This window comes from Burkholderia sp. MSMB617WGS (assembly GCF_001532025.2).
Classification (GTDB): Bacteria; Pseudomonadota; Gammaproteobacteria; order Burkholderiales; family Burkholderiaceae; genus Burkholderia; species Burkholderia savannae.
In genome coordinates this window covers 2,594,793-2,614,986 of the sequence record NZ_CP013457.1, presented here as the reverse complement: position 1 = coordinate 2,614,986, position 20,194 = coordinate 2,594,793, and the positions used below count along the sequence as shown (strand labels likewise).

The 20,194-nt window shown below is 61.5% G+C and carries 24 protein-coding genes; 20 read left to right on the top strand and 4 right to left on the bottom strand.

Annotated features, from left to right (window positions below):
* On the bottom strand, positions 1 to 1,881 hold the full coding sequence (locus WT60_RS12800) for an ATP-dependent endonuclease (RefSeq protein WP_060355335.1): 1,881 nt from the start codon (positions 1,879 to 1,881) through the stop codon (positions 1 to 3).
* Between the two features lie 151 nt (positions 1,882 to 2,032).
* Here WT60_RS12800 and WT60_RS12795 point away from each other — a divergent pair, with 151 nt between their 5' ends.
* Positions 2,033 to 2,407, top strand: coding sequence for a hypothetical protein (locus WT60_RS12795; protein WP_145986782.1), 375 nt, complete (start codon positions 2,033 to 2,035; stop codon positions 2,405 to 2,407).
* Between the two features lie 94 nt (positions 2,408 to 2,501).
* Here the strand turns inward: WT60_RS12795 and WT60_RS33615 are convergent, their stop codons facing one another.
* The 3 genes from WT60_RS33615 to WT60_RS12785 form a co-directional block, all read right to left on the bottom strand.
* Entirely contained in the window at positions 2,502 to 2,822 is a 321-nt protein-coding gene (locus WT60_RS33615; RefSeq protein ID WP_145986781.1) for a hypothetical protein, read from the bottom strand.
* A gap of 412 nt (positions 2,823 to 3,234) precedes the next feature.
* On the bottom strand, positions 3,235 to 3,621 hold the full coding sequence (locus tag WT60_RS12790) for a helix-turn-helix transcriptional regulator (RefSeq protein ID WP_004548635.1): 387 nt from the start codon (positions 3,619 to 3,621) through the stop codon (positions 3,235 to 3,237).
* Positions 3,618 to 3,875, bottom strand: coding sequence for a type II toxin-antitoxin system RelE/ParE family toxin (locus WT60_RS12785; RefSeq protein ID WP_004549735.1), 258 nt, complete (start codon positions 3,873 to 3,875; stop codon positions 3,618 to 3,620). The genes WT60_RS12790 and WT60_RS12785 overlap by 4 nt, the downstream gene beginning before the upstream one ends.
* Before the next feature lie 60 nt (positions 3,876 to 3,935).
* Between WT60_RS12785 and WT60_RS12780 the strand changes: the two genes are divergently transcribed.
* From WT60_RS12780 to WT60_RS12690, 19 genes are all read left to right on the top strand, one after another.
* Positions 3,936 to 4,292, top strand: coding sequence for an HNH endonuclease signature motif containing protein (locus tag WT60_RS12780; RefSeq protein WP_082759183.1), 357 nt, complete (start codon positions 3,936 to 3,938; stop codon positions 4,290 to 4,292).
* Between the two features lie 150 nt (positions 4,293 to 4,442).
* Positions 4,443 to 4,928: a phage terminase small subunit P27 family gene (locus tag WT60_RS12775; protein ID WP_060355337.1), complete on the top strand. Its 486-nt coding sequence runs from the start codon at positions 4,443 to 4,445 to the stop codon at positions 4,926 to 4,928.
* 9 nt (positions 4,929 to 4,937) lie between these two features.
* On the top strand, positions 4,938 to 6,650 hold the full coding sequence (locus WT60_RS12770; protein ID WP_059844794.1) for a terminase large subunit: 1,713 nt from the start codon (positions 4,938 to 4,940) through the stop codon (positions 6,648 to 6,650).
* Entirely contained in the window at positions 6,647 to 6,832 is a 186-nt protein-coding gene (locus WT60_RS12765; protein WP_009910343.1) for a hypothetical protein, read from the top strand. Before WT60_RS12770 ends, WT60_RS12765 begins: the two co-directional genes overlap by 4 nt.
* A 4-nt stretch (positions 6,833 to 6,836) precedes the next feature.
* Positions 6,837 to 8,096: a phage portal protein gene (locus WT60_RS12760; RefSeq protein ID WP_015967350.1), complete on the top strand. Its 1,260-nt coding sequence runs from the start codon at positions 6,837 to 6,839 to the stop codon at positions 8,094 to 8,096.
* The gene (locus WT60_RS12755) at positions 8,093 to 9,061 is read left to right on the top strand and encodes a S49 family peptidase (protein WP_060355338.1); all 969 of its coding nucleotides are present in this window, start codon (positions 8,093 to 8,095) and stop codon (positions 9,059 to 9,061) included. Before WT60_RS12760 ends, WT60_RS12755 begins: the two co-directional genes overlap by 4 nt.
* A 102-nt stretch (positions 9,062 to 9,163) precedes the next feature.
* Positions 9,164 to 10,471, top strand: a complete 1,308-nt coding sequence (locus tag WT60_RS12750) for a phage major capsid protein (protein WP_060355339.1) — start codon at positions 9,164 to 9,166, stop codon at positions 10,469 to 10,471.
* A gap of 59 nt (positions 10,472 to 10,530) precedes the next feature.
* Positions 10,531 to 10,716: a hypothetical protein gene (locus tag WT60_RS12745; protein WP_060355340.1), complete on the top strand. Its 186-nt coding sequence runs from the start codon at positions 10,531 to 10,533 to the stop codon at positions 10,714 to 10,716.
* A gap of 6 nt (positions 10,717 to 10,722) precedes the next feature.
* Positions 10,723 to 11,289 carry a hypothetical protein gene (locus WT60_RS12740; RefSeq protein ID WP_060355341.1) on the top strand — a complete coding sequence of 189 codons (567 nt, stop codon included), beginning with the start codon at positions 10,723 to 10,725 and terminating at the stop codon, positions 11,287 to 11,289.
* A complete protein-coding gene (locus WT60_RS12735) occupies positions 11,289 to 11,615 on the top strand; it encodes a phage head closure protein (RefSeq protein ID WP_082759185.1) in 327 nt (108 codons plus the stop codon). The genes WT60_RS12740 and WT60_RS12735 overlap by 1 nt, the downstream gene beginning before the upstream one ends.
* A complete protein-coding gene (locus tag WT60_RS12730; RefSeq protein WP_060355343.1) occupies positions 11,608 to 12,030 on the top strand; it encodes an HK97-gp10 family putative phage morphogenesis protein in 423 nt (140 codons plus the stop codon). Before WT60_RS12735 ends, WT60_RS12730 begins: the two co-directional genes overlap by 8 nt.
* A complete protein-coding gene (locus WT60_RS12725) occupies positions 12,027 to 12,374 on the top strand; it encodes a hypothetical protein (protein ID WP_060355344.1) in 348 nt (115 codons plus the stop codon). Before WT60_RS12730 ends, WT60_RS12725 begins: the two co-directional genes overlap by 4 nt.
* 62 nt (positions 12,375 to 12,436) lie before the next feature.
* Positions 12,437 to 12,892: a phage tail tube protein gene (locus WT60_RS12720; RefSeq protein ID WP_060355345.1), complete on the top strand. Its 456-nt coding sequence runs from the start codon at positions 12,437 to 12,439 to the stop codon at positions 12,890 to 12,892.
* Between the two features lie 26 nt (positions 12,893 to 12,918).
* On the top strand, positions 12,919 to 13,383 hold the full coding sequence (locus WT60_RS12715) for a phage tail assembly chaperone (protein WP_060355384.1): 465 nt from the start codon (positions 12,919 to 12,921) through the stop codon (positions 13,381 to 13,383).
* Positions 13,383 to 13,667: a DUF4035 domain-containing protein gene (locus tag WT60_RS12710; RefSeq protein ID WP_060355346.1), complete on the top strand. Its 285-nt coding sequence runs from the start codon at positions 13,383 to 13,385 to the stop codon at positions 13,665 to 13,667. The genes WT60_RS12715 and WT60_RS12710 overlap by 1 nt, the downstream gene beginning before the upstream one ends.
* A gap of 15 nt (positions 13,668 to 13,682) precedes the next feature.
* A complete protein-coding gene (locus WT60_RS12705; protein ID WP_060355347.1) occupies positions 13,683 to 17,747 on the top strand; it encodes a phage tail tape measure protein in 4,065 nt (1,354 codons plus the stop codon).
* Positions 17,744 to 18,082: a phage tail protein gene (locus WT60_RS12700; protein ID WP_060355348.1), complete on the top strand. Its 339-nt coding sequence runs from the start codon at positions 17,744 to 17,746 to the stop codon at positions 18,080 to 18,082. The genes WT60_RS12705 and WT60_RS12700 overlap by 4 nt, the downstream gene beginning before the upstream one ends.
* Positions 18,083 to 18,090: 8 nt before the next feature.
* Complete coding sequence (locus WT60_RS12695; RefSeq protein WP_060355349.1) at positions 18,091 to 19,500, top strand: tail fiber domain-containing protein; 1,410 nt, start codon at positions 18,091 to 18,093, stop codon at positions 19,498 to 19,500.
* Entirely contained in the window at positions 19,497 to 20,180 is a 684-nt protein-coding gene (locus WT60_RS12690; RefSeq protein WP_060355350.1) for a phage minor tail protein L, read from the top strand. The genes WT60_RS12695 and WT60_RS12690 overlap by 4 nt, the downstream gene beginning before the upstream one ends.
* Positions 20,181 to 20,194: the final 14 nt, after the last annotated feature.

The following is a 20,194-nucleotide window of genomic DNA, read 5'->3' as shown; positions in this document are numbered from 1 at the left end:
TTACTTCCCCTCCACTTTAGCCAGAACCTGCATGAGCATCTCTGGCACATTCCCCGCGGCCTTTAGTGTTGCCGTTCGGTATGCGAGTTGATTCTTCGCGAGACTGAAACCTGCGGCAGCCTCGAGGCTGTTGCAGGCCGTGACCCATTCGCTCCAGTTTGCTGACAGGAATGCTTCCAGGTGATCGTCAAAGATCGCCACCTCGTCAGCAACAACGGCAGACGGAAAGTCCTCTTCAGCTCGACCAAAGTACCTCAGAACCGCACGATTCGCTTTCGAGTGGTTGTCCCGCTCTTCATCGATCTTTTTTTGCGGCTTCCCATTATCTTTCGCACGTGCTTCAAATCCGCTATCTGCATCGAAGAGCGCATAGACCGGTATACCGATCGACTCCAGAATCGCATGTACGAGCGGGATAGATGTCTTGCCTCCTACGGGGACGATGGAGACGCCAGCGGCTTCAAGCGAGCCGAGAGACGCTCTATCGCCGATGCCGTAAAACACCGCCGACTCTGTCGTGCCTTCCACGAGAAAAGCGCGATGCGCGAAGAGCGCCACGGCGAGCTGATTTGCTACGATGCCGTCGAGCTGGCGGTCAACTGTATCTGCGATCAATATTCCGTCCAGTTTGGTTTTCACGCCAGCAACCGTGGCGAGGTGGACGGTGACCACTGGAGTCGCGTCAGACGACCTTGTCAGCCGCCTCACCTGGTCGAAATGTCGCGCCTCCAGGAAGTAGGGGCTATGAGTCGCATAGGCCACTTGGATACGCTTACTGGCGTCCTCCGCGAGCGACCGGAGCACCTTCGCGAACGTCTGGGCCTGGATCGGGTGCTGAAAGAGTTCCGGCTCCTCAATCGCCAAGCAGATGACACCCTTTGCCGACGCCGCGCCTGACTGCGCCAAGAGTTGGAGCGCCGAGATCAAAAGCGTTCGCTGAAATCCATGTCCCTGTCTCTCCACGGCCGTCTCGGTTGTGCCATCGAGCACGGCCACCTCGAACGTGGTCCGAGGGGCCTTAAGTTCCACCTCTGCCGGGGATACCGTGACAGCCCGACCGGGCGAGTAAGACTTGACGACCTCATTGAGTTGCGTCGTCATCGTCTCAAGCTGCGCCTTGAACTTCTCCTCATAGATAGTCTGTTGCTTTGCGCGTGACTCCTCGACGATCTTTGCGATCGCCTCATCAGCAGCAGTGCGATCGACTGAACGCTCAAGGATTCGACCGATGATGCTCGACTTTCCGTCGATCGACTCCTCGCTCGCGCGAAGATCGGCGGTGACCAGGACAAAGTCGAAAAGGCCACTCATCTTGCCGCCGCTGTTGAAGCCGAAGAAGTTGGTCTGCAAGGACTCGGGCGCTTCGACGAGTTGGTCGTTGTGAGCTGCCTCCCAGGTCGTCATAGCTTGGTTGACGGCATCAACATTTGTCCACGCCGGGAGACCAAGCGACGAATCAGATGTCCGCAGTTCGTTGTAAGCTGCCTTTTTGTCGGCAGCCGATCCCTTACCGCGGACGGCGTTGAATGGCGCATAGCTCTTCGAGTTCGCAGACAAGCTTTCGGAACCATCTTGGCCGCGACGTTTCCATGCGGTGAATGTTGTGACACCTGAAGGAGCGTACTTGCCGAGCTCATTCCGATCCTTTTCAGTAAGGTCCGTGAACGTGACCTGAACCTCGATGTCTTCATCAGTCGCCCCGAAGGAGCAATCCTTCTCCGTCAGCGTCCCAGGCTTTCCGTTAAAGTACCAGTCGAGCGCCCGTAGCACAGTTGACTTCCCGGCACCGTTCGGCCCAATGAAGGTCGTGACGGAATCAAAGGGGATCGTCACGTCTTTCAGCGTGCGGAAGTTCTTGATGTGGACTGATTGGATCTTCATTGCGGACTCCAACTTCTTTGTGCGAAGACTGATTCGTGAACGCCGGCTCGCTGCCCGGAAATTCGAAGCGTGGTTCGCACGAGCGTTTGAAATATCTTCTTGACATCGTTGTTACAGGAGCATATGATTTTTGCCATGCTGCACGAGTTGCATGCGAGAAGCCCTGCCGGATTGCCGAGCGGGGCTTTTTGTTTTTGGTAGCGGCGTGTGTTTCAAAAAACTATGGTTGATCCCTATGTTCGTGCAGATTGGGGTTCTCACTTTTCCCGAGCAAGTAACCGGCGACTGTACCCAGGAGGCCGAGAACCGATGCGATCTGCTTATCGCTGTATCCAGCGACGACCAGGAAGACGGCAAACACGAGGATGAGCACAGTTCCCAGGACGCGCAGGACGGCATTGTGCGGTATGCGACGGAGTATCAACCACGCTGCGAGTCCGATTGTCACCAAGCCGAACACAAGCACTACGGTGCTAATCGTCATTGCGTTTTCGACAGACCACCAACCGGCTTCCTGGGCGACTAGCTGAGAGCCTTGGGCGGCAACGCCGCTTGATGCATCGACCACTGCAGCTTGCGACGCTATTGCTTTGTTGAGTTCTGCCAAGGCTTGCGCGGAGTCATTTGCCATTTTCTTTTGTGGAGCTTTCGAGGATCGTGATTTTTGTTTGGAGAAGTTGTACGTACTTCTCCAAATCCGTGATTCGCTTTTTCAGCGCGGCATCATCACAGGCAATTGTGGGTTTGCCATCTCCCGCTAGGCTAGGTGCCTGGGCCGGCACATTTGTGTTGCCAAACTCGGAGCCCTTAATGCCGGAATTGTCGTTCTTCCGCGTCCAGTTGGAGTGCGGTTGAATGCTATCGGATTTGTCGGGGGCCTGTTGTGACGCTGCTGTCATTGATACCAGTAGCGCAATCGCACCACAGTATTGGATTCGCATTTCAGCTTCCCCGTGTACTGGCTGAGACGCTAGCGTAAATGTATGGTGCGCAACATGTAGAGTTGCGAGCAGTTATTGTGCGAAAAGAGATTGATCTCGGAGAAAGAATAGTGCATCGAGACATGCTAATCAAAGGGCGGGGCGCAACCGATGCAATGGAACCGGGCCCATAACCGGCTTTAATTTTCAGATAATATGGCCCATGGTCGCGGCGGGCGTGGCAACGTGGCAATCGGTTACGATGTCGCGATCCCGCTAGGTGAAAGCCTCGCGGGCTTTTTCGTTTCCGAGCCCACAGCTGATGTGGCCGTTCTGATGTTTCGCCGTCGTTCGCACTGGGTGCGGGCGGCTGTGGCGGTCATCGCGTTCATGCGACAGCATTACGTAGACCGACGAGACGAGCGACATTGCGTTACGACTGTGCGGGCGGCGGCTCGATCAAGTCGTCGACGGGCACGGCAAGTGCGCTGGCGATCTTAGACAGCACGTCGGTAGTGCCGACGCGCTGTCGGGTTTCGATCTGGCTGAGATACGGTTTGCTGATGCCGGCTGCTGCGGCGAGCGCATCTTGCGTCATGCGCAGATGATTGCGCCAAGCTCGAACAGGGTGATCGCCCGCCAATTCAGCATCGAGCACAGCGGCCGGGATGCGGCGGCCGTCGTCGCTTGCCTTGGCCTGCGCGTAGAGCGCTTCATCTTCGAGATCTTCGATCAGGTCCTTCACGCGGTCCCACAGTTCGATGGGGACCACGGCAAAGGCCCGGTGGCCGTCCTGCTCGATAAATTGAACTTCGGTCATTTGTAGGCACCTCCACGGGGTTTGACGGCCAGCACAACGATCACGACGCGGCCATCTTCGATTTCGTACAACACACGCCAATCGCCAACTCGGAGCCGGTAGCCGGGCTGGCCCGCCAACTTCTTCGCGTTCGGATTCGGTGCGTAGGGATCAACTGCCAGTGCATCGATCTTTGCCCGAATCGTCGCCGAAATGTTGCGCGGCATTGCCTTGAGGGCTTGGGCGGCTTGTTTGGTGAATTCGATTGAGTGCATAAACGTATGTTAGCAAATCGCTAACAAAAATGCAAACAAAGTTAGCTGGAGTTTGGCGAGATGGCGCGACGACCGATGAAGCCCTGCAAGCACCGAGGATGCGGCGCGCTCGTTGCGGACGGCAAGTCGTACTGCGAGCAGCACACTCATGAGGCGGTGAAATGGAAGCCCGACGCGGTGCGCGGCAATCGCCATGCGCGGGGATACGGAACCGCTTGGGACAAGATCAGGCCGCGCATCCTGCGTCGCGACAGCGGCCTGTGTCAGCCCTGCCTGCAAGCCGGGCGCGTGACGCCGGCAACCGCTGTCGACCACGTTATCTCGAAGGCGCGCGGTGGGACAGACCGCGACGAGAACCTGCAAGCGATCTGTTGTGACTGTCATACAACGAAGACGGCGCGCGAGCGGTTGCGGTGACGCGGGAGCGGTCCCGCCTGGCTGTTGCCCGCCCGGCGTATGCGCCGGGCGGGGAGGGGGGGATGAAAAAGTCTAGGAGGTGTCGCCTCCGGGACCGCCCGCTTCGTCAAATTTTCACGCCCGCGAAATTAAAAATTCAGGAGTTGGCCAGTGGGAGGTATCGCGACAGTGCCGGGCCGGGGCAGAAAACCCAAGCCGACGGCGCGGAAAATCGCGGCGGGAAATCCCGGCAAACGTGCGCTGAATAAGGACGAGCCGGATTTCGGCTTGGTCACGAACATCGAGCCGCCGGACTGGATTGTCGGCAAGGCGCGGGACATGTGGGAGCGCGTTGTGCCGCTGCTTTGTGGGCAAAAAATCTTGCAAGTGACCGATCTGCACATTGTCGAAATTTTCTGTGCGGCCTACGGCAACTGGAGGGCCGCCCAGGACGATTTGACTCGCAACGGCCCTGTCGTCGACAGCTCGCAAGGCAGTCCGATGAAGAATCCAGCTGCGACTGTTGTGAAGGAAGCGGCGGCGCAAATGGCGAGCTTCGGCGCAATGCTGGGGCTCGACCCGGCGAGCCGGCAGCGCCTGGTCGGTCCAAAGCCGAAAACACCCGACAACCCTTTCGCGAAGCTGCTCGGCAAATGATTGGAAGACATGGCGACGAATTTCCCGCGCGTAGAGCAGGGGCTCAAGTTCGCGCGAGACGTCGTTCGTGGCAAGCGCCCTGCTTGCCGGTATGTGCAACTTGCGTGCAAGCGCCACCTTGACGACCTTGCGGCGAGCCGCAAGAAGGATTTCCGATGGAAGTTCGATCCGGAGGCGGCCGAGCGAAAGCTCGCACTCGTTGAATTGCTGCCGCACACGAAGGGTGAGTGGGCATTCAGAGGGCAACTGGTAACGCTGGAGCCTTGGCAGAAGTTCGGCTTGATGGCGACCTTCGGATGGCTCAACAAGCGCACCGGAAAGCGCCGGTTTCGAGAAAGCTACTGGGAGGTCCCCAGAAAGAACGGCAAATCGGTGATCGCCGCGGGCGTCGGCATCGGCATGTTCGTCCTCGACGACGAGTTCGGTGCGGAGGTATATGCGGGCGCGACGACCGAAAAGCAGGCGTGGGAGGTTTTTCGTCCAGCGCAGTTGATGGTCAAGCGCTCGCCCATGCTGATCGATTCGGCTGGAATAGAGGTGAATGCCTCGAATATGAACAAGCCGGCCGACGGCAGCCGATTCGAGCCGATCATCGGCAACCCAGGCGACGGCGCGTCGCCGTCGTGTGCGATCGTGGACGAGTATCACGAGCACGATAGCGCCGCACTGTACGAAACGATGCTGACTGGCATGGGCGCGCGTCGACAGCCGCTCATGTTCATCATCACGACTGCGGGCGCGAACATCGAGGGGCCGTGCTACGACAAGCGCCGGCAGGTGATCGAAATGCTCGAAGGGACGGTGCCCGACGACGAGCTTTTCGGCTGGATCTGGACGATCGACGAAGGGGACGATTGGACCGATCCGCGCGTGCTGGCGAAAGCCAATCCGAATATCGGAATCTCGGTCTATCAGGACTATCTGGAAAGCCAGCAGCAGCGTGCGATTAAGTCTGCGCGCTTCACGAACACGTTCAAGACGAAGCACTTGAACGTCTGGACGTCGGCCAAGGCGGGCTATTTCAACCTAGAAGACTGGAAAGCACGCGAGGACCAAGCGTTGGCCCTCGAACAGTTCGAGGGGCAAGACTGCGTGCTCGCGCTCGACATGGCGCGCAAGCTCGACTTGAACAGCATGGCCCGCCTTTTCTGGCGCGACATCGAGGGGCGCCGGCATTACTTCTGCGTCGCGCCGCGATTCTGGGTGCCGGAAGACACCGTTCGCAACACCGAGAACCGGCGTATGGCGGAGCGGTATCAGGCGTGGGTCAATCTGGGCTTTCTATTCGAAACGGACGGCGCAGAGATCGACTATCGCGACATTCTGGATGAGGCAAAGGAGGCGAACCGGTTGTGCCCGGTGCAATGCACTCCGCTCGACCCGCACGGCGCAACGAACCTGTCCCACCAACTCGAGGACGAGGGACTGACGCCGGTCACGATCGTGCAGAACTACACGAACATGTCAGACCCAATGAAGGAGCTTGAGGCGGCGATTACGGCGGGCCGATTCCATCACGACGGCAACCCGATCATGACGTGGTGTGTCAGCAATGTCATCGGCAAGAACCTGCCGGGCAATGACGACGTGGTGCGCCCGATCAAGCAGGGTAACGACAACAAAATCGACGGCGCTGTTGCGCTCATCATGGCGGTGGGGCGTGCAATGCTCGCCGATCGCGTCGATTCCGAGTCGATCTACGATCAAGGGGTGGGTGTTTGAATTCAATTGGTATTGCGGCCTGGGTGGCCGGCCTGCTCGGGTTTGCTCTGCTGGTGACGGGTGTCGTGCTGATCAGCTTGCCGGTCGGGCTCATCGTTGCGGGTGTCCTGCTGCTGTTGTGGGCGTTCGTTGCAGATCTCGCGGCGGCTCGCGCTGCGCGAGTCGTTCAGCCGAAGGAGTAGCTCAATGTTTTTCAGCAGGCAATTGCTGTCCAACCTAGGCCAAACGCAGATGAGTGCGGGTGGGTGGGTGTCGGCGTTGCTCGGTAGCTCGCGGTCGGACTCCGGGCAGGTAGTGACTCCGGCAAGCGCGCTAGCGCTTACGGTCCTTCAAAACTGCGTGACGCTGCTTGCGGAGAGCATCGCGCAACTGCCGATTGAGTTGTACGAGCGTTCCGGAGAGGACAGAAAACCGGCAACGGACCACCCGCTGTATTCGATTCTGAAGTACGAGCCGAACTCGTGGCAGACGCCGTTTGAGTATCAGGAGCAGTCGCAGGTAGCCGTTGGCCTTCGTGGCAACAGCTACAGCTTCATCGATCGCGATTCGGACGGCGTCATTCAAGGACTTTACCCGCTAGACAACGAAGCGGTGACAGTCATGAGGGGCTCGGACCTGAAACCTGTTTATCGAGTCCGAGGCTCCGACCCGATGCCGCAACGCCTCGTCCATCACGTTCGCTGGATGTCGATCAACGGTTACACAGGGCTGTCACCGGTCTTGCTTCATGCGAACGCAATCGGGCATGCGCAGGCGATCCAGCAGTACGCCGGCAAGTCGTTCATGAACGGCACGGCACTGTCGGGTGTGATCGAGCGGCCGAAGGATGCCCCGGCGCTCAAGGACCAAGCCAGCGTGGATCGCATCACCGATGGCTGGAACGCGAAGTTCGGCGGATCTGGTAACGCGAAGAAAGTTGCGCTCCTGCAGGAGGGCATGACGTTCAGGCCGCTATCGATGACGAACGTCGATGCAGCGCTGATCGACGCGCTGCGCCTTTCCGCGCTCGACATCGCGCGGATCTACAAGATACCGGCTCACATGGTGAACGAGTTGGAGCGAGCCACGTTCAGCAACATCGAGCACCAGTCGCTCCAGTTCGTCATCTACACGCTGTTGCCGTGGGTCAAGCGGCATGAGCAGGCGAAGACGCGCGACCTTTTGCTGCCGTCGGAGCGCAAGCAGTACTTCATCGAATACAACCTCGCCGGGCTGCTGCGCGGCGATCAGTCGTCGCGATACGCCGCCTACGCGGTCGGGCGCCAGTGGGGCTGGCTGTCGATCAACGACATCCGGCGGCTTGAGAACATGCCGCCGGTCAAGGGCGGCGACATCTACCTGAGCCCGATGAACATGGTTGATGCCTCGAAGCCGCAGCAACTTCCCGTCGGGAAGTCTGAACCGACGAAAGCGGCAATCGACGAAATTGGGAGAATCCTATCTTGAAACCGCACCTCAGACTCGCAAGTCTGATTTTCAATCAGCCGCAGCTCGTCACGGACCCGATGATGTCGCTCGCCGTGCAATGGGCGAATCAGGCGCTCAACCTGAACATCGTCAACCTTACCGTGAACGGTGCGCAGCCGAAGATCATGGAGGACGGCGAATTCGACAGCGGCGCGCAGATGGCTGCCTCATCGGAGCGCCGACGTGCCCTGGTCGCAGATACGGGCATGGACATCATTCCGGTGTCGGGAATTCTCGTATCGCGATCCGCGCACATGAACCCCTGCGAGCCGATGACGAGCTACGAAGGCCTGCGCTCTGCCGTAAGTCAGGCGGTCGCAGATCCGGCGGTCGAACAGATCGTGCTCGACATCGACAGCAACGGCGGGAGCGCGACTGGCGCGTTCGAGCTGGCGGACGACATCCGCGCTGCCTCGTTGGTGAAACCGATCACCGCAATCGTCAACTTCTCGGCTTTCTCGGGCGGCTACCTGATCGCTGCCGCAGCGTCGAAGGTGATCGTCAGCCGCACTTCGGGCGTAGGGTCGATCGGCGTCATCGCCAACCATCTCGACGTATCGAAGCGGGATGAGCAGCAGGGGATCAAGGTGACGTCGGTGTTTGCCGGGGACCACAAGAACGATCTCACCCCGCATGAGCCGCTGAGCGACCAGTCGCTGACGTTCCTGACGAGCATGGTGCAAAACAGCTACAAGCAATTCGTCGACGCAATCGCGAACTTCCGTGGTTTGAGCACTCAAGCGGTAAAGGACACGCAGGCGGGATTCTTCTTCGGACAGAAGGGCGTTGAGGCTGGGCTCGCGGATAGCGTTGAGACGCCACAGGCAGCAATCAATCGCATCGCTGCCGAAGTTCGCGCCTCCCGAGCCGATCGTCAAGGCGCGAATGCGCACCGTAGCGTTTCGGCTCGCGCGGCCGCGATGAACATGCAGGTGACGATGTAGCCAGTCGTCAGAAATCGGATTTTCGTCATTCAGCACTGGAGCGCGTTCGCGTCTCAGTCAAGCACTGCCGCCTTCGGGCGGCATTTTTTTGGGAGAAGAGTAGTGAACGTCAATGAACTTCGCCGCGAACGCGCAGCCGTCAATCAGCGGGTGCAAGCGCTGGCACAGATCGAGGTGGGCGGTACGGCGCTGTCGGTCGAGCAACAGGCCGAATTCGACCAACTCAGTTCGAAATTCAACGAACTGACCGCGCAGATCGAACGCGCGGAAGCCGCTGAACGCATGGCGGCTGCGGCGGCTGTTCCGGTTGACCCGAATCCGGCCGCCGTCGCGGCACCGGCCGCCGCGCCCGTGCATGCACAACCGAAGGCCCTGGAAGTGAAGGGCGCGAAGATGGCGCGCATGGTACGTGCACTCGCGGCAGCGCGCGGCGACGCGCAGCTCGCCTCGAAACTGGCGATCGAGCGCGGCTTCGGCGAAGAAGTCGCGATGTCGCTTAACACCCTTTCGCCGGGTGCTGGCGGCGTCCTAGTGCCCGAGAACCTGTCGAGCGAGGTCATCGAACTGCTGCGTCCGAAGTCCGTCGTTCGCAAGCTCGGCGCGCGCACGCTGCCGCTCTCGAACGGCAACATCACCATCCCGCGCCTGAAGGGTGGCGCGATCGTCGGCTACATCGGTGCTGACACCGATATCCCGACGACGCAACAACAGTTCGACGATCTGAAGCTGACGGCGAAGAAGATGGCCGCGCTGGTGCCGATCGCAAATGACCTGATCAAGTACGCCGGCGTGAATCCGAACGTCGATCAGATCGTGGTCGGCGACCTCACCGCCGCGATCGGCGCGCGCGAAGACAAGGCGTTCATTCGCGACGACGGCACGGCGAACACCCCGAAGGGCCTGCGCTTCTGGGCGCTTCCCAGCAACGTCATCGCCGCCAGCGACGGTTCGACGCTGCAGAAGATCGAAACGGATCTCGGCAAGGCAATTCTCGCGCTCGAAAACGCCGACGCCAATCTGACGCAGCCCGGCTGGATCATGGCGCCGCGGACGTTCCGGTTCCTCGAAGGCCTGCGCGATGGCAACGGCAACAAGGTCTATCCCGAGCTTGCCAACGGCATGCTGAAGGGCTATCCGGTCGGCAAGACGACGCAGGTGCCGATCAACCTCGGCCAAGCCGCGAACGAGTCGGAAATCTACTTCACCGACTTCGGCGACGTGTTCATCGGTGAGGAAGAAACGCTGGAAATCGACTACAGCAAGGAGGCGACCTACAAGGACGCTGACGGCAACATGGTAAGCGCATTCCAGCGGGATCAGACGCTGATCCGCGTGATCGCGAAGAACGACTTCGGTCCGCGTCACGTGGAGTCGATTTCCGTGCTGGCCGGCGTGACCTGGGGCGCGTAAGCGATTCTGTAACCGTGCGGCCCGTCCGTTCATGGGCGGCCCGCATATCGGAGAAAAACATGAAGGTGGTCAAGTTCAAGCGACATTACGCGCAGTACACGCCCGGTGATGTCGCGGGGTTCGATGACGAGCACGCAGACAGGCTCGTCGAGGCGCAGATCGTCCAGGCGCACGAACCCGGTCTGAAGGAGCCGAAAGCACCGCCGAAGACTGAAACGTCCAAGCCCGCAGCGGCAAAGGGGTAAGCCGGTATGGGCGCTGTTCTCGTCGAATACCTGGACGATGCGGAGCCGCTCACCTTCGAGGATGTCGCTGTTCAGTGCCGAATTGATGACGACGATGAGCGCCAGTTTGTTGAGCGCATCGTGGTTCCCGGGGCACGTCAGGCGGCCGAGAACAAATCCGGTGCGGCAATTCGAAAGGCCCGCTATTTCGAACGGTTCGCTGGCTTCCCCGCAGGAGAATTTCCGCTGTCCGTCGGACAAGTGCTCAGTGTCGAGAGCATCGCAAGCCGCGATGCGTTGGGTGCGACTACGAAGCTCGACCCGGGTGCCTACGAGCTTATCCAGTTGGGCCGCGAATCTCTGTTGGTCCTGCCCACCGATGTTCGCTTGCCGAGTGCTCGCGCTTGGACAGTCACGTATCAGGCGGGTATTGAGATCGACAAGTATCCGTCGGTGCGATCGTGGATGCTGCTTGCAGCCGCGTGGGCGTACGACCATCGCGAGCTTTTTTCAGAAGGGCAGACGATCGCACCGATGCCAGACGGGTACGCGGATCTCCTGCTCGATCCGATCACAGTTCCGCCGAGGTTTTGATGAAAGCCGGGAAGTTGAAAGAGCGGATCGTCATCGAGCGGCCGAGTGGCGAGGAAAACGAGAACGGTGAGCCGATACCGGGCGCGTGGGTCGTGCATGCGAAACCGTGGGCCGATGTGCTGTTCCTGAACGGAAAGGAGCACGTCGTGTCCGGAGCGATTCGAGGTGCAACGGTCGCGAGCATGCGCATCCGATATCGGGCAGGCATTGACGAACAGATGCGTGTTCGTTACGACGGCAGGCTCTACGACATTACGGCGGTGTTGCCTGCGCGCGTCCGGGGATATCTCGATCTGTCAGTGAAGGTGGGAGAAAAGTATGTCTAGCGTGCAGATCATTGGTTTAAACGACCTGCAGGCTGATTTCGCGAAACTGGCAAAGGCGCAATCTCGGTCGGTACTCCGGAAGGCGACTATGGCAGGCGCGCGCGTCATCACCCGCGCGGCGAGAAAGCGCGCGCCGAAGAAGTCGGGGAAGCTGCGTCGCAATATCGTCGCGGCTCCGCTGAAGCGTAGGGATGAGCAGGGTGTCGCGGTGGCGGGGATGCGAGTACGGACGCAGGGCAAGGCTGATTCGCCTAACAACGCGTTCCACTGGCGATTTGTCGAGCTTGGAACGCGGTACATGCAGGCGCAGCCGTTCGCTCGACCGGGTTTCGACGAATCGATCGACGAGGCGGAGGCCGCGGTGCGCACAGAAGTCGCGCGGGCTATCGATCAACTGCTCGGAGGCTGGCGTTGAGCACGATTATTATCCGTGACGCCCTACAGGGCATAGGTGGCGCAAAGGGGTATATCGGCGTTGCAGCGCCGAAGGCGCAGGCGCCGTACTTCGTCGTGGCGCGCGTACATGGCGCGCTCGACATGACACTTGCCGGGCCGACCGGAGGCCGTTCTGGCTCCTATCAGGTCGACTGCTACGCGTCGACCTTCACCGACGCCGATCGGCTTGCCGACTTGGCTGTCGATCGTGCGATGTCGGCGCAGGACCAGTTTTCGGTCGGCGGCGTAGACGAATTGCCGGACGACTACTCGCCGGACACAGGACTGTTCCGCGTCTGTCTGGAAATTTCGGTCGAGTTCTGACCGACAACACGACGATTCATTTGGCCCGCCGCGTGCGGGCCTTTTTCATTTGTGAGGGGCATATGGCTGACAAAAGCAGGCGCACCAAGGCACAGGGGACCAAGGTGGAGGTCTCGAAAGTTGCGTCGACTGATCTCGACGCGGCCGATCTGGTGTTCATCGATCTGAGCGCGACGGGCAAACAGATCCAGTGGCAGGGCGGGCAATCGGAAGAAATCGACGCGACGACGTTTGCGAGCGACGAAAAGGAATCCGAGCTCGGCTTGCCCGATCCGGGCGAATTTTCCGTCGATGGCAATTACCAGTCGAACGACGAAGGGCAAAACATTCTGCGTGCCGCGCGCGCGACAGGCGAAAAGCACGTGTTCCGCGTCACCTTCGCCGACAAGTCGCAGTTCCTGTTCGCCGGCATGGTGCGTCAGTACACATGGGCGGCGTCGGTCAACGGACTGATCTCGGCGACGTACAGCGTGCGTGTGAGCGGCGCACCGAAGCTCGTGCCGCCGCCGGCGGCCTAACTCCGGAGCACAGATAGGAGATGTACGTGGAAAACGAAATTCAAGGGCTGTCGGACCTGCGCGCCGCTGCGCTCGATCCGCTGACCGGCTGGCGGCACGAGCTAATTACCGTGCCGGAGTGGAACGACGAGACGATCGCCGTGCGCGAGCCAACCGTCGGCGATCGCATGTTCTGGATCGAACCGCTCCAAGACGCTGCTCGCGTGACGGACGAAGACGACGAGCCGGCCGCCCGCGAGAAATATGAGCGAATCAGTGCGGCGGCACACTCGCAGGCCAGTGCGCGGTTATTCGTTCGCGTCGTGTTCGTAAAGACGTCGTCGAGTTGGCAGCGCCTGTTTGCGGATGAAGACGTTGGCGCGATCGTGACGGCGTACGGCGCCGTACACGACCGCGTCGTCGTCAAGGCACTCGAGCTCGGAAAGCTGAACGTCGACCCGGTCGAAGACGGAAAAAAGCCTTCCGCCGAACCCCAGGTCTCCGCTTCCTGATGTCGCTCGCGCTGCGGCTCGGCAAGACGTTGGCCGAGCTGCGCGAGCAGATGTCGTCGGCCGAGTTGAATCTCTGGATTGCATTAGACGCGGAATCGCCCATTGCGGACGATCGCGCGGATCTGCATGCGGCGATGATCGCGGCGGCGGCGTTCCAGTCGCAGGGCGCGAAGGTCAAGGTGTCGGACATGATGCCGAACTGGTCCGGCGAGCCCGCGACGGTGAAGGATGAGGAAGGGGGCGGCGATCCGTTTCAAGCCGCCCTGATGCGCATGGCGAAGTAGGCGAGAACAAACACTATGGCAACGAGCCTTCGCGAGCTGATCGTCAGCGTCACGGCGAATACGACCGAATACGACCGCCGCATGCGCGGTCTTGCGTCGACGGCCGGCTCGTATTTCAATGCAGTTCGTGACGGCGGGCGCACGGCGGACGCGGCGTTTGCCTCGAATGCCGCGAGCGTGCAGGTCACGGTACGCGCGCTCGACGTGGCGCGCAGCTCGATTCGCGAATACGCGCAGGCCGCTGCGGCGGCGTTCGGCGTGCATCAACTGATCGAGTACGCCGACGAATGGACGAACCTTAGCAACCGGCTGCGGATCGTCACGCGCGATCAAGTCGATTTCGCGATCGCGCAGAACGACGTGCTACGGATCGCGCGCGATACGCGGCAGCCGCTCGACGCGACCGCTGAGCTGTATCAACGGATCGCGAACAACACGTCGCACCTCGGCCTGACGATCAAGCAGGTCGGGCCGCTCGTCGAGACGATCGGTAAGGCGGTTGCGCTGTCGGGCGTCTCGGCCGATACGGCGCGGCTCGGTATCGTGCAGCTCGGGCAGGCGTTCGCCGCCGGTCAGCTGCGCGGGCAGGATCTGAAAAGCGTGCTCGAGGAGCTGCCCGGCGTCGCGGACGCGATCGCGCGCGGCATGGGTACGAGCACGGCGCAGCTCAAGTCACTTGCGGAAGACGGCAAGCTCACCGTCGAGAACCTGATCGATGCGCTGACGCGCGCCGGGGCGAGCACGAACGATCTGTTTGGCAAGGTCAACGTGACCGTCGGGCAGGCGATGACGCGCCTGCAAACGGAGATCGTCGCGTATGTCGGGAGCGCGAACGACGCGACCGGCGCGAGCCAAAAGCTCGCGCAGGGGATCACGTACGTCGCGGAGCACCTCGACGGCATCGTGAAACTCGGCGTGTCGCTCGCGGCCGGGCGGATTGCCGTGTACTTCGGGCAATCCGCGGTCGCGGCGACGCAGGCGGCGACGGCGTGGGTCGGGGCGCGCCGGGCGCTCGTTGAGGAGACGGTCAAGCAGCACGAGGCGGCGCAAGCGGCGCTCGCCAAAGCGCAGAGTGATCGCGAAGCCGCCGCGGCGAAGCTGCAAAACGCGCAAGCGGCTGAGGCGGCGGCACAGGCCGAGCTCGCAGGCATGCGCGCGATGCGCGAAAGCCTCGCGATGCAGTCGGCGTTGACGGCCGGCTCGATCAAGTACACCGAAGCGAGGCTTGCCGAAGCGCGTGCCGTCGAGGCGGCGGCGCAAGCGCACGTCGCGACGGCGCGCGCGAACGTCGCCGGCAGTCAGGAAATCGGCGCGCGCATCGCGGGCATGCCGTATGCGGCGATCATTGCCCGCGAGACGGCCGCCGCGCAGCAGGAACTCGAGCGCGCCGAGGCGTCGCTCGCGCTCGCGCAGCAGCGGCGCACGGCGCTCGAGGCGGCAGCGAGGCAAGGCACGATCGACAAAGCGCGCTACACAGCATCTCTTGCCGAGACGGATCGCGGCCTTGCGCAGGCCGAGCGTGGCGTCGCGCTCGCCACGCAGGCGCGCGAGCGGGCGGAGCGCTCGGCGGCGGCGACGTCGGCCAGCCTGACGTCGGCGACCGAGCGAGCGACTGCGGCGCAGACGGCATTCGTGCGTACTGGCTCGATGATGCGATCGGTCGGATCGGGATTGCTGGCGGCCGTTGGCGGCTTGCCGGGCATTCTGGCGACGGTGGGCACAGTGGCGCTCGGCGCCGCCGCGAACTGGCTGCTGTTTCGCGACAACGCGAGCGGCGCGACGTCGAGCCTGATCGACATGCAGGCGCCGCTCGATCAGATCATCGACAAGTATCGGCAACTGACGCCGCTGTTGCAGGAGTCGGAGCGGCTGCGCACGAAGCAAGAGACGTCGCGCGCGGCAGACGACGCGCAGTCCGCGTACCGGAGTCTGGCGATGCGGGCGGCGCAAAGTGTCATGGTGCCGACGTTTGGCGATGCGCCGTCCGTCATGCCGGACGCTTATCAAGCCGAGCTGGATCAATTTCTTGCTGGGTTGGATCGCATCAGGGCGGCAGACCTGGGCGTCGACGAGAAGTCGCGCGAGATCGGTCAGTTGATTGACCGCTTCGTGTCCGCAACAGACGGCGGCGACGAACTACGTGCCGAACTTGTCCGAGCCGCCGGCGCGATCGACACGGCGAGCCTCGCGTCGCAGAAGGGCGCGCAAGCACTCACGGCGATGGACGTAGCCGCGCGGGGCGCTAACGACGGCGTGCGGCTGCTGTCGGACGCGACCAATTTCTTTGCCGGCGGGATGGCGCAGGAGGCTTGGGAGAAGTACGTCCACAAGCTCAAGGAGGAATCCGACGTCATCGGTATGACGGCCCGTCAGAAGGCCGAATACGAGGCGAGGACGAAGAGCGCGAATGACGCGCAGGTCCGCATGGCGGGGCTGATCGCCGGGCGCGCCGACGCGTACAAGTCGCTCGAAAAGGCGATCGCCGACAAGGATTCGAAAGCCGTGGCGGGCGCGCGAACCAACATCGACAATCTGACGCGCGAGCTCGCGCTGATGAATCAGCAGATGGTGGTTGCGGAGGCGCTCGCCGAGTTTCAAGCCGACCTATCAAACAAGAAATTCGAGAAGTTCGGCTTCAACGCCGACGCGGCGCGCGCCGCGGCTGCCGCGCGCGGGCAGCAGGCTTTCGACGAGACGATCGCGTCCGCTGCGGCGCAGACGTCACGCGTATCCACCAACGCCGCGGCGGCCCGCGTAGCGAAGGGCAGTGGCGTTCACTCGCTGGAAAGCGAGCGCATGCTCGACAACATCCGGCAGCGGATCGCGCAACTGCGCGTCGAGGCGGTCGCGACCGACAAGCTGACGCAGTCGCAAAAGGATCTGCTCGCGTTCGATCAGAAGGTGGCGGACCTGCGCGGCAAGCGCAAGAAGCTGTCGGACGATGACAAGAGCCTGCTCCGTGATCAGCAGGAGATTCGCGCGAGGTTCGAGCAGGCCGCACAGCTCGAAAAGGAGGTGCGCTACCGCGACGCGATCAACAAGCTGAAGGAGCGCAGTGCGCAGATCGATGCGGAGCTCGCGGACTACGCGGCCGAGCGTCAGCGCGACGTGCAGCGTGAGCTTGCGGCGATGTCGATGGGGGACAACGCGCGCGAGCTGAATCAGGCTGTCAATCGCGTGGGCGACGAATTCCGGCGCCGCCGCGATGAGCTGACGAAGGGCGCGCGCAAAGACGGCACGCTCGGGTCGCCGGAATATCTTGCTGAGATCGAGCGTATCAACGCGGCCGAGGTCGAACAGGTCGCGCGCGAGCGCGGCTATGTCGAGCAGCGGCTCGCGTTGCAGGCCGACTGGCGGGTTGGCGTGAAGCGGGCGCTGGCGGTCTATCAGGAGTCGGCGCAAAACGCGGCCCAGATGGCCGAGGAAGCGCTGACGAGTTCGTTCCGTAACGCCGAGGATGCGCTCGTCTCGTTCGCGACGTCGGGCAAGCTCAATTTCCGCGGACTGGTCGACAGCATGATCGCGGATCTCGCACGGTTTTCGGCGCGCGCGGCGATGTCTCAGGTATTCGGGGCGATCGGCTCGGCGTTGGGCTTCGGCAGCGCTTCCGATGCCGTGGGTGCGTTCGGTGGTGCAGCGAGTGCGGCTGTCGGTTCTAACGCCTACGGCTTTCACCTCGCGACGGGAGGTGCGGTGTGGGGGCCGGGCACGTCCACGAGCGACAGCATCCCGGCGCAGCTTTCGAACGGCGAGTTCGTGGTCCGCTCGGCGGTGGTGTCGCAGCCTGGCGTTCGTGCGCACCTCGAGCGATTGAATGCGGCTGGCCGGTCGGGCTTCGCGCGATTCGCCGCTGGCGGGCTCGTTGGCGGGAGTGCGGGCGGAGGCGATTCGTCGATGCGCGACGGCGGAATCTCGGTCAGCGCGCCGGTCACGATCGAGGGCGGCTCGGCGAGTCCTGCAAGCCTGATCGCGCTCGGCGATTTCAAGAAGCTGTTTGAACAGATGATGCGTGAGTTCATACAACGCGAGTTCCGGCAGGGCGGCACGTTGTGGAATTTCAAACAAGGAATGGCGAGATGAAAGATACATTTCATTGGCCGTCGACGACGCAGGGGCACGGTGGCGATACGACGTTGCGCGTGCGTAAGGCGCAGTTCGGCGACGGCTATACACAGCGTGCCGCGGACGGCCTGAACAATCGCGAATCGACGTTCAATCTTCGGTTCGTCGGCGATGCCGAGAAGATCGTGGCGATCATCGATTTCCTCGACCGGCACGCCGGCGCGGAGTCGTTTTACTGGGCGCCACCGCTTCGCGACCGCGGGCTGTTCGTCTGCGAAAAATATTCCGAGCCGATCAAGAACGGCGCCGCGTACACGATGACGGCGCAGTTCGAAGAGACGTTTTCTGCGTAGGAGCTCAGATGTCAGTGCTTCAAAAGATCAAATTGGGTACGCCGCCGGGCGGGCGGGATGGCGACGACAACCGCGTCGCGCACATCAAGACGAACGAGAATTTCGACGTGGTCGAGCGCTCGACCCCGCTCGATATTGGATTTTTCAACGACAGCGAGAACCTGACGCCGGACCATGTTGGGAAACGGTTCGGGCTGTGGATTGCCGATGCGGGAAAGGAGATCGGGTTGCCACTCGCTGCGTCCGTGCGGCCGAATTCGTGCATCCATCTGTTTAACGTGCAGCAGAAGGTGTCAATCAAGCTTCAGGCAGGCGACATGTCGCAGCTCACGGCTTTGAATACCGGCGACTGGGTGAAGTACGTGTCTGATGGCGCAAAGATTTGGCATGTCGCCGAGCGTGGTCGGATGATGTGGGATGAAGTCGTCGGCGGTAGTCTGACCGTCGGGCAAGGGCTTACGGTAGGCGGACCTATCCATGTCGAGCCGGCCTCCGACGAAGCCCATATATATATGGGCAAGATGCCGGGCTATTTCTACGGGAACAGCGGGTCGGTGGGTTGGTGGTCTTCGGAATCTGGAGGATCGTACCAATACCTACTCAACGATCATACATTTCGCGTCAACGACGAAGTCGTCACGGTATGCGCCAAGGGGCACGCGCTGCGGTTCGACTGGAGTGATGTTGCGAACGGCTGGCAACTCGGGGCGACAGTCGACAAAACGCATATCGGGTATCTCTGGCACAGCGGCAATCTCGCGCAGCCGATGACGCTAGATACGCCGCAAACAGTCGGATCGAAGAAGACGTTCACGCAGACTCAGGAAATCGCGGTGGCCCCCGCGGGGCTACACACTCAGGCGAATTTGCATCTGAACGGAACGGGCGGTTTAAGCTACCTCGGGTTTTCGGGGCTGAACAATACCGTTGGGGTACAACTGCGAGTTTCGAACAATACGTCGGTCGCCGAATTGCAGTGTGTCAACTACAACGCCTCAACGTTCGGCGTGTTGACCGCATCGAACTTCAATCAGGCATCGGATCGCGCTTTCAAGTCCGACATCAGGACGCTCGAAAACGTGATGGCGCGGCTGCGTGGTAAGCGGGGCGTGACATATCTGCCAAAGAGCAGTCCGGACGTGGGGCGGCAGGCTGGCGTCATCGCAAACGAGTGGTGGGATTTCCCGGAACTGCTCGGCGAGGGGCCCGAGATCGACGAGGACGGCGATTTCATCGTGCGTCAGTACGACGAGAGCGGCAAGGAGATTTTCGGCGAGAGCGGGCCGCCGAGGGGGCGGCCGTCGCTAACCTTCCGTTACACGAATGCCGTTGGCGTGTTGTTGGCCGGCTTGCTCGAGACGGATGCGGCGTTACAGGACGCGCTCAGGCGGATTGCGGAATTGGAGGCGGCGAAGTGAGTGTAACGGCAGACATCCAGCAGCTGGAGCCGGGCCGTCTGATTGAGTTTTTCGAAGTCGACTGCACGGAAATTGGCGCCGACGTGCTGCGCTTTCATCGGCATCTTCAGTCGACGTCGATCGTATGGCAGGGGCGCGAGTACAGGTCGTGGCCGATTCAGGCCACCGGCTTCGAGCAGACATCCGACGCGCAGCAGCCATCGCCGACGCTGCGGGTGGGTGACATTAACGGAACGATTTCGGCGCTGTGCGTTGCGCTTGGCGATCTCGTCGGCGCGAAGGTGTTCCGGCGCCGGACACTCGCGCGCTACCTCGACGCCGTGAATTTTCCGGCCGGCAATCCGACGGCGGACCCGCACGAGGAAATGCCGACGCAGCAGTGGCGGATTGAACAGAAGAGCGACGAGCAGCCGGGATTGCACGTCGAATTCACGCTGTCGTCGCCGCTCGACTTTGGCGGCCAGCAACTGCCGAAGCGGCAGATCATTTCGATCTGCCAATTGGGGTATCGCGGTCCCGAGTGCGGCTATACCGGAGCGGCGTGTTTCGACAAGGACGACAACCCGGTAAGCGATCCCGCGCTCGATCGATGCAGCAAGAAGATCAGCGGTTGCGAACGTCGATTCGGTGTGAACAACCCATTGCCGTTCGGCGGCTTCCTGTGCGACACGATGGCGTGATGCACGAAACAGTT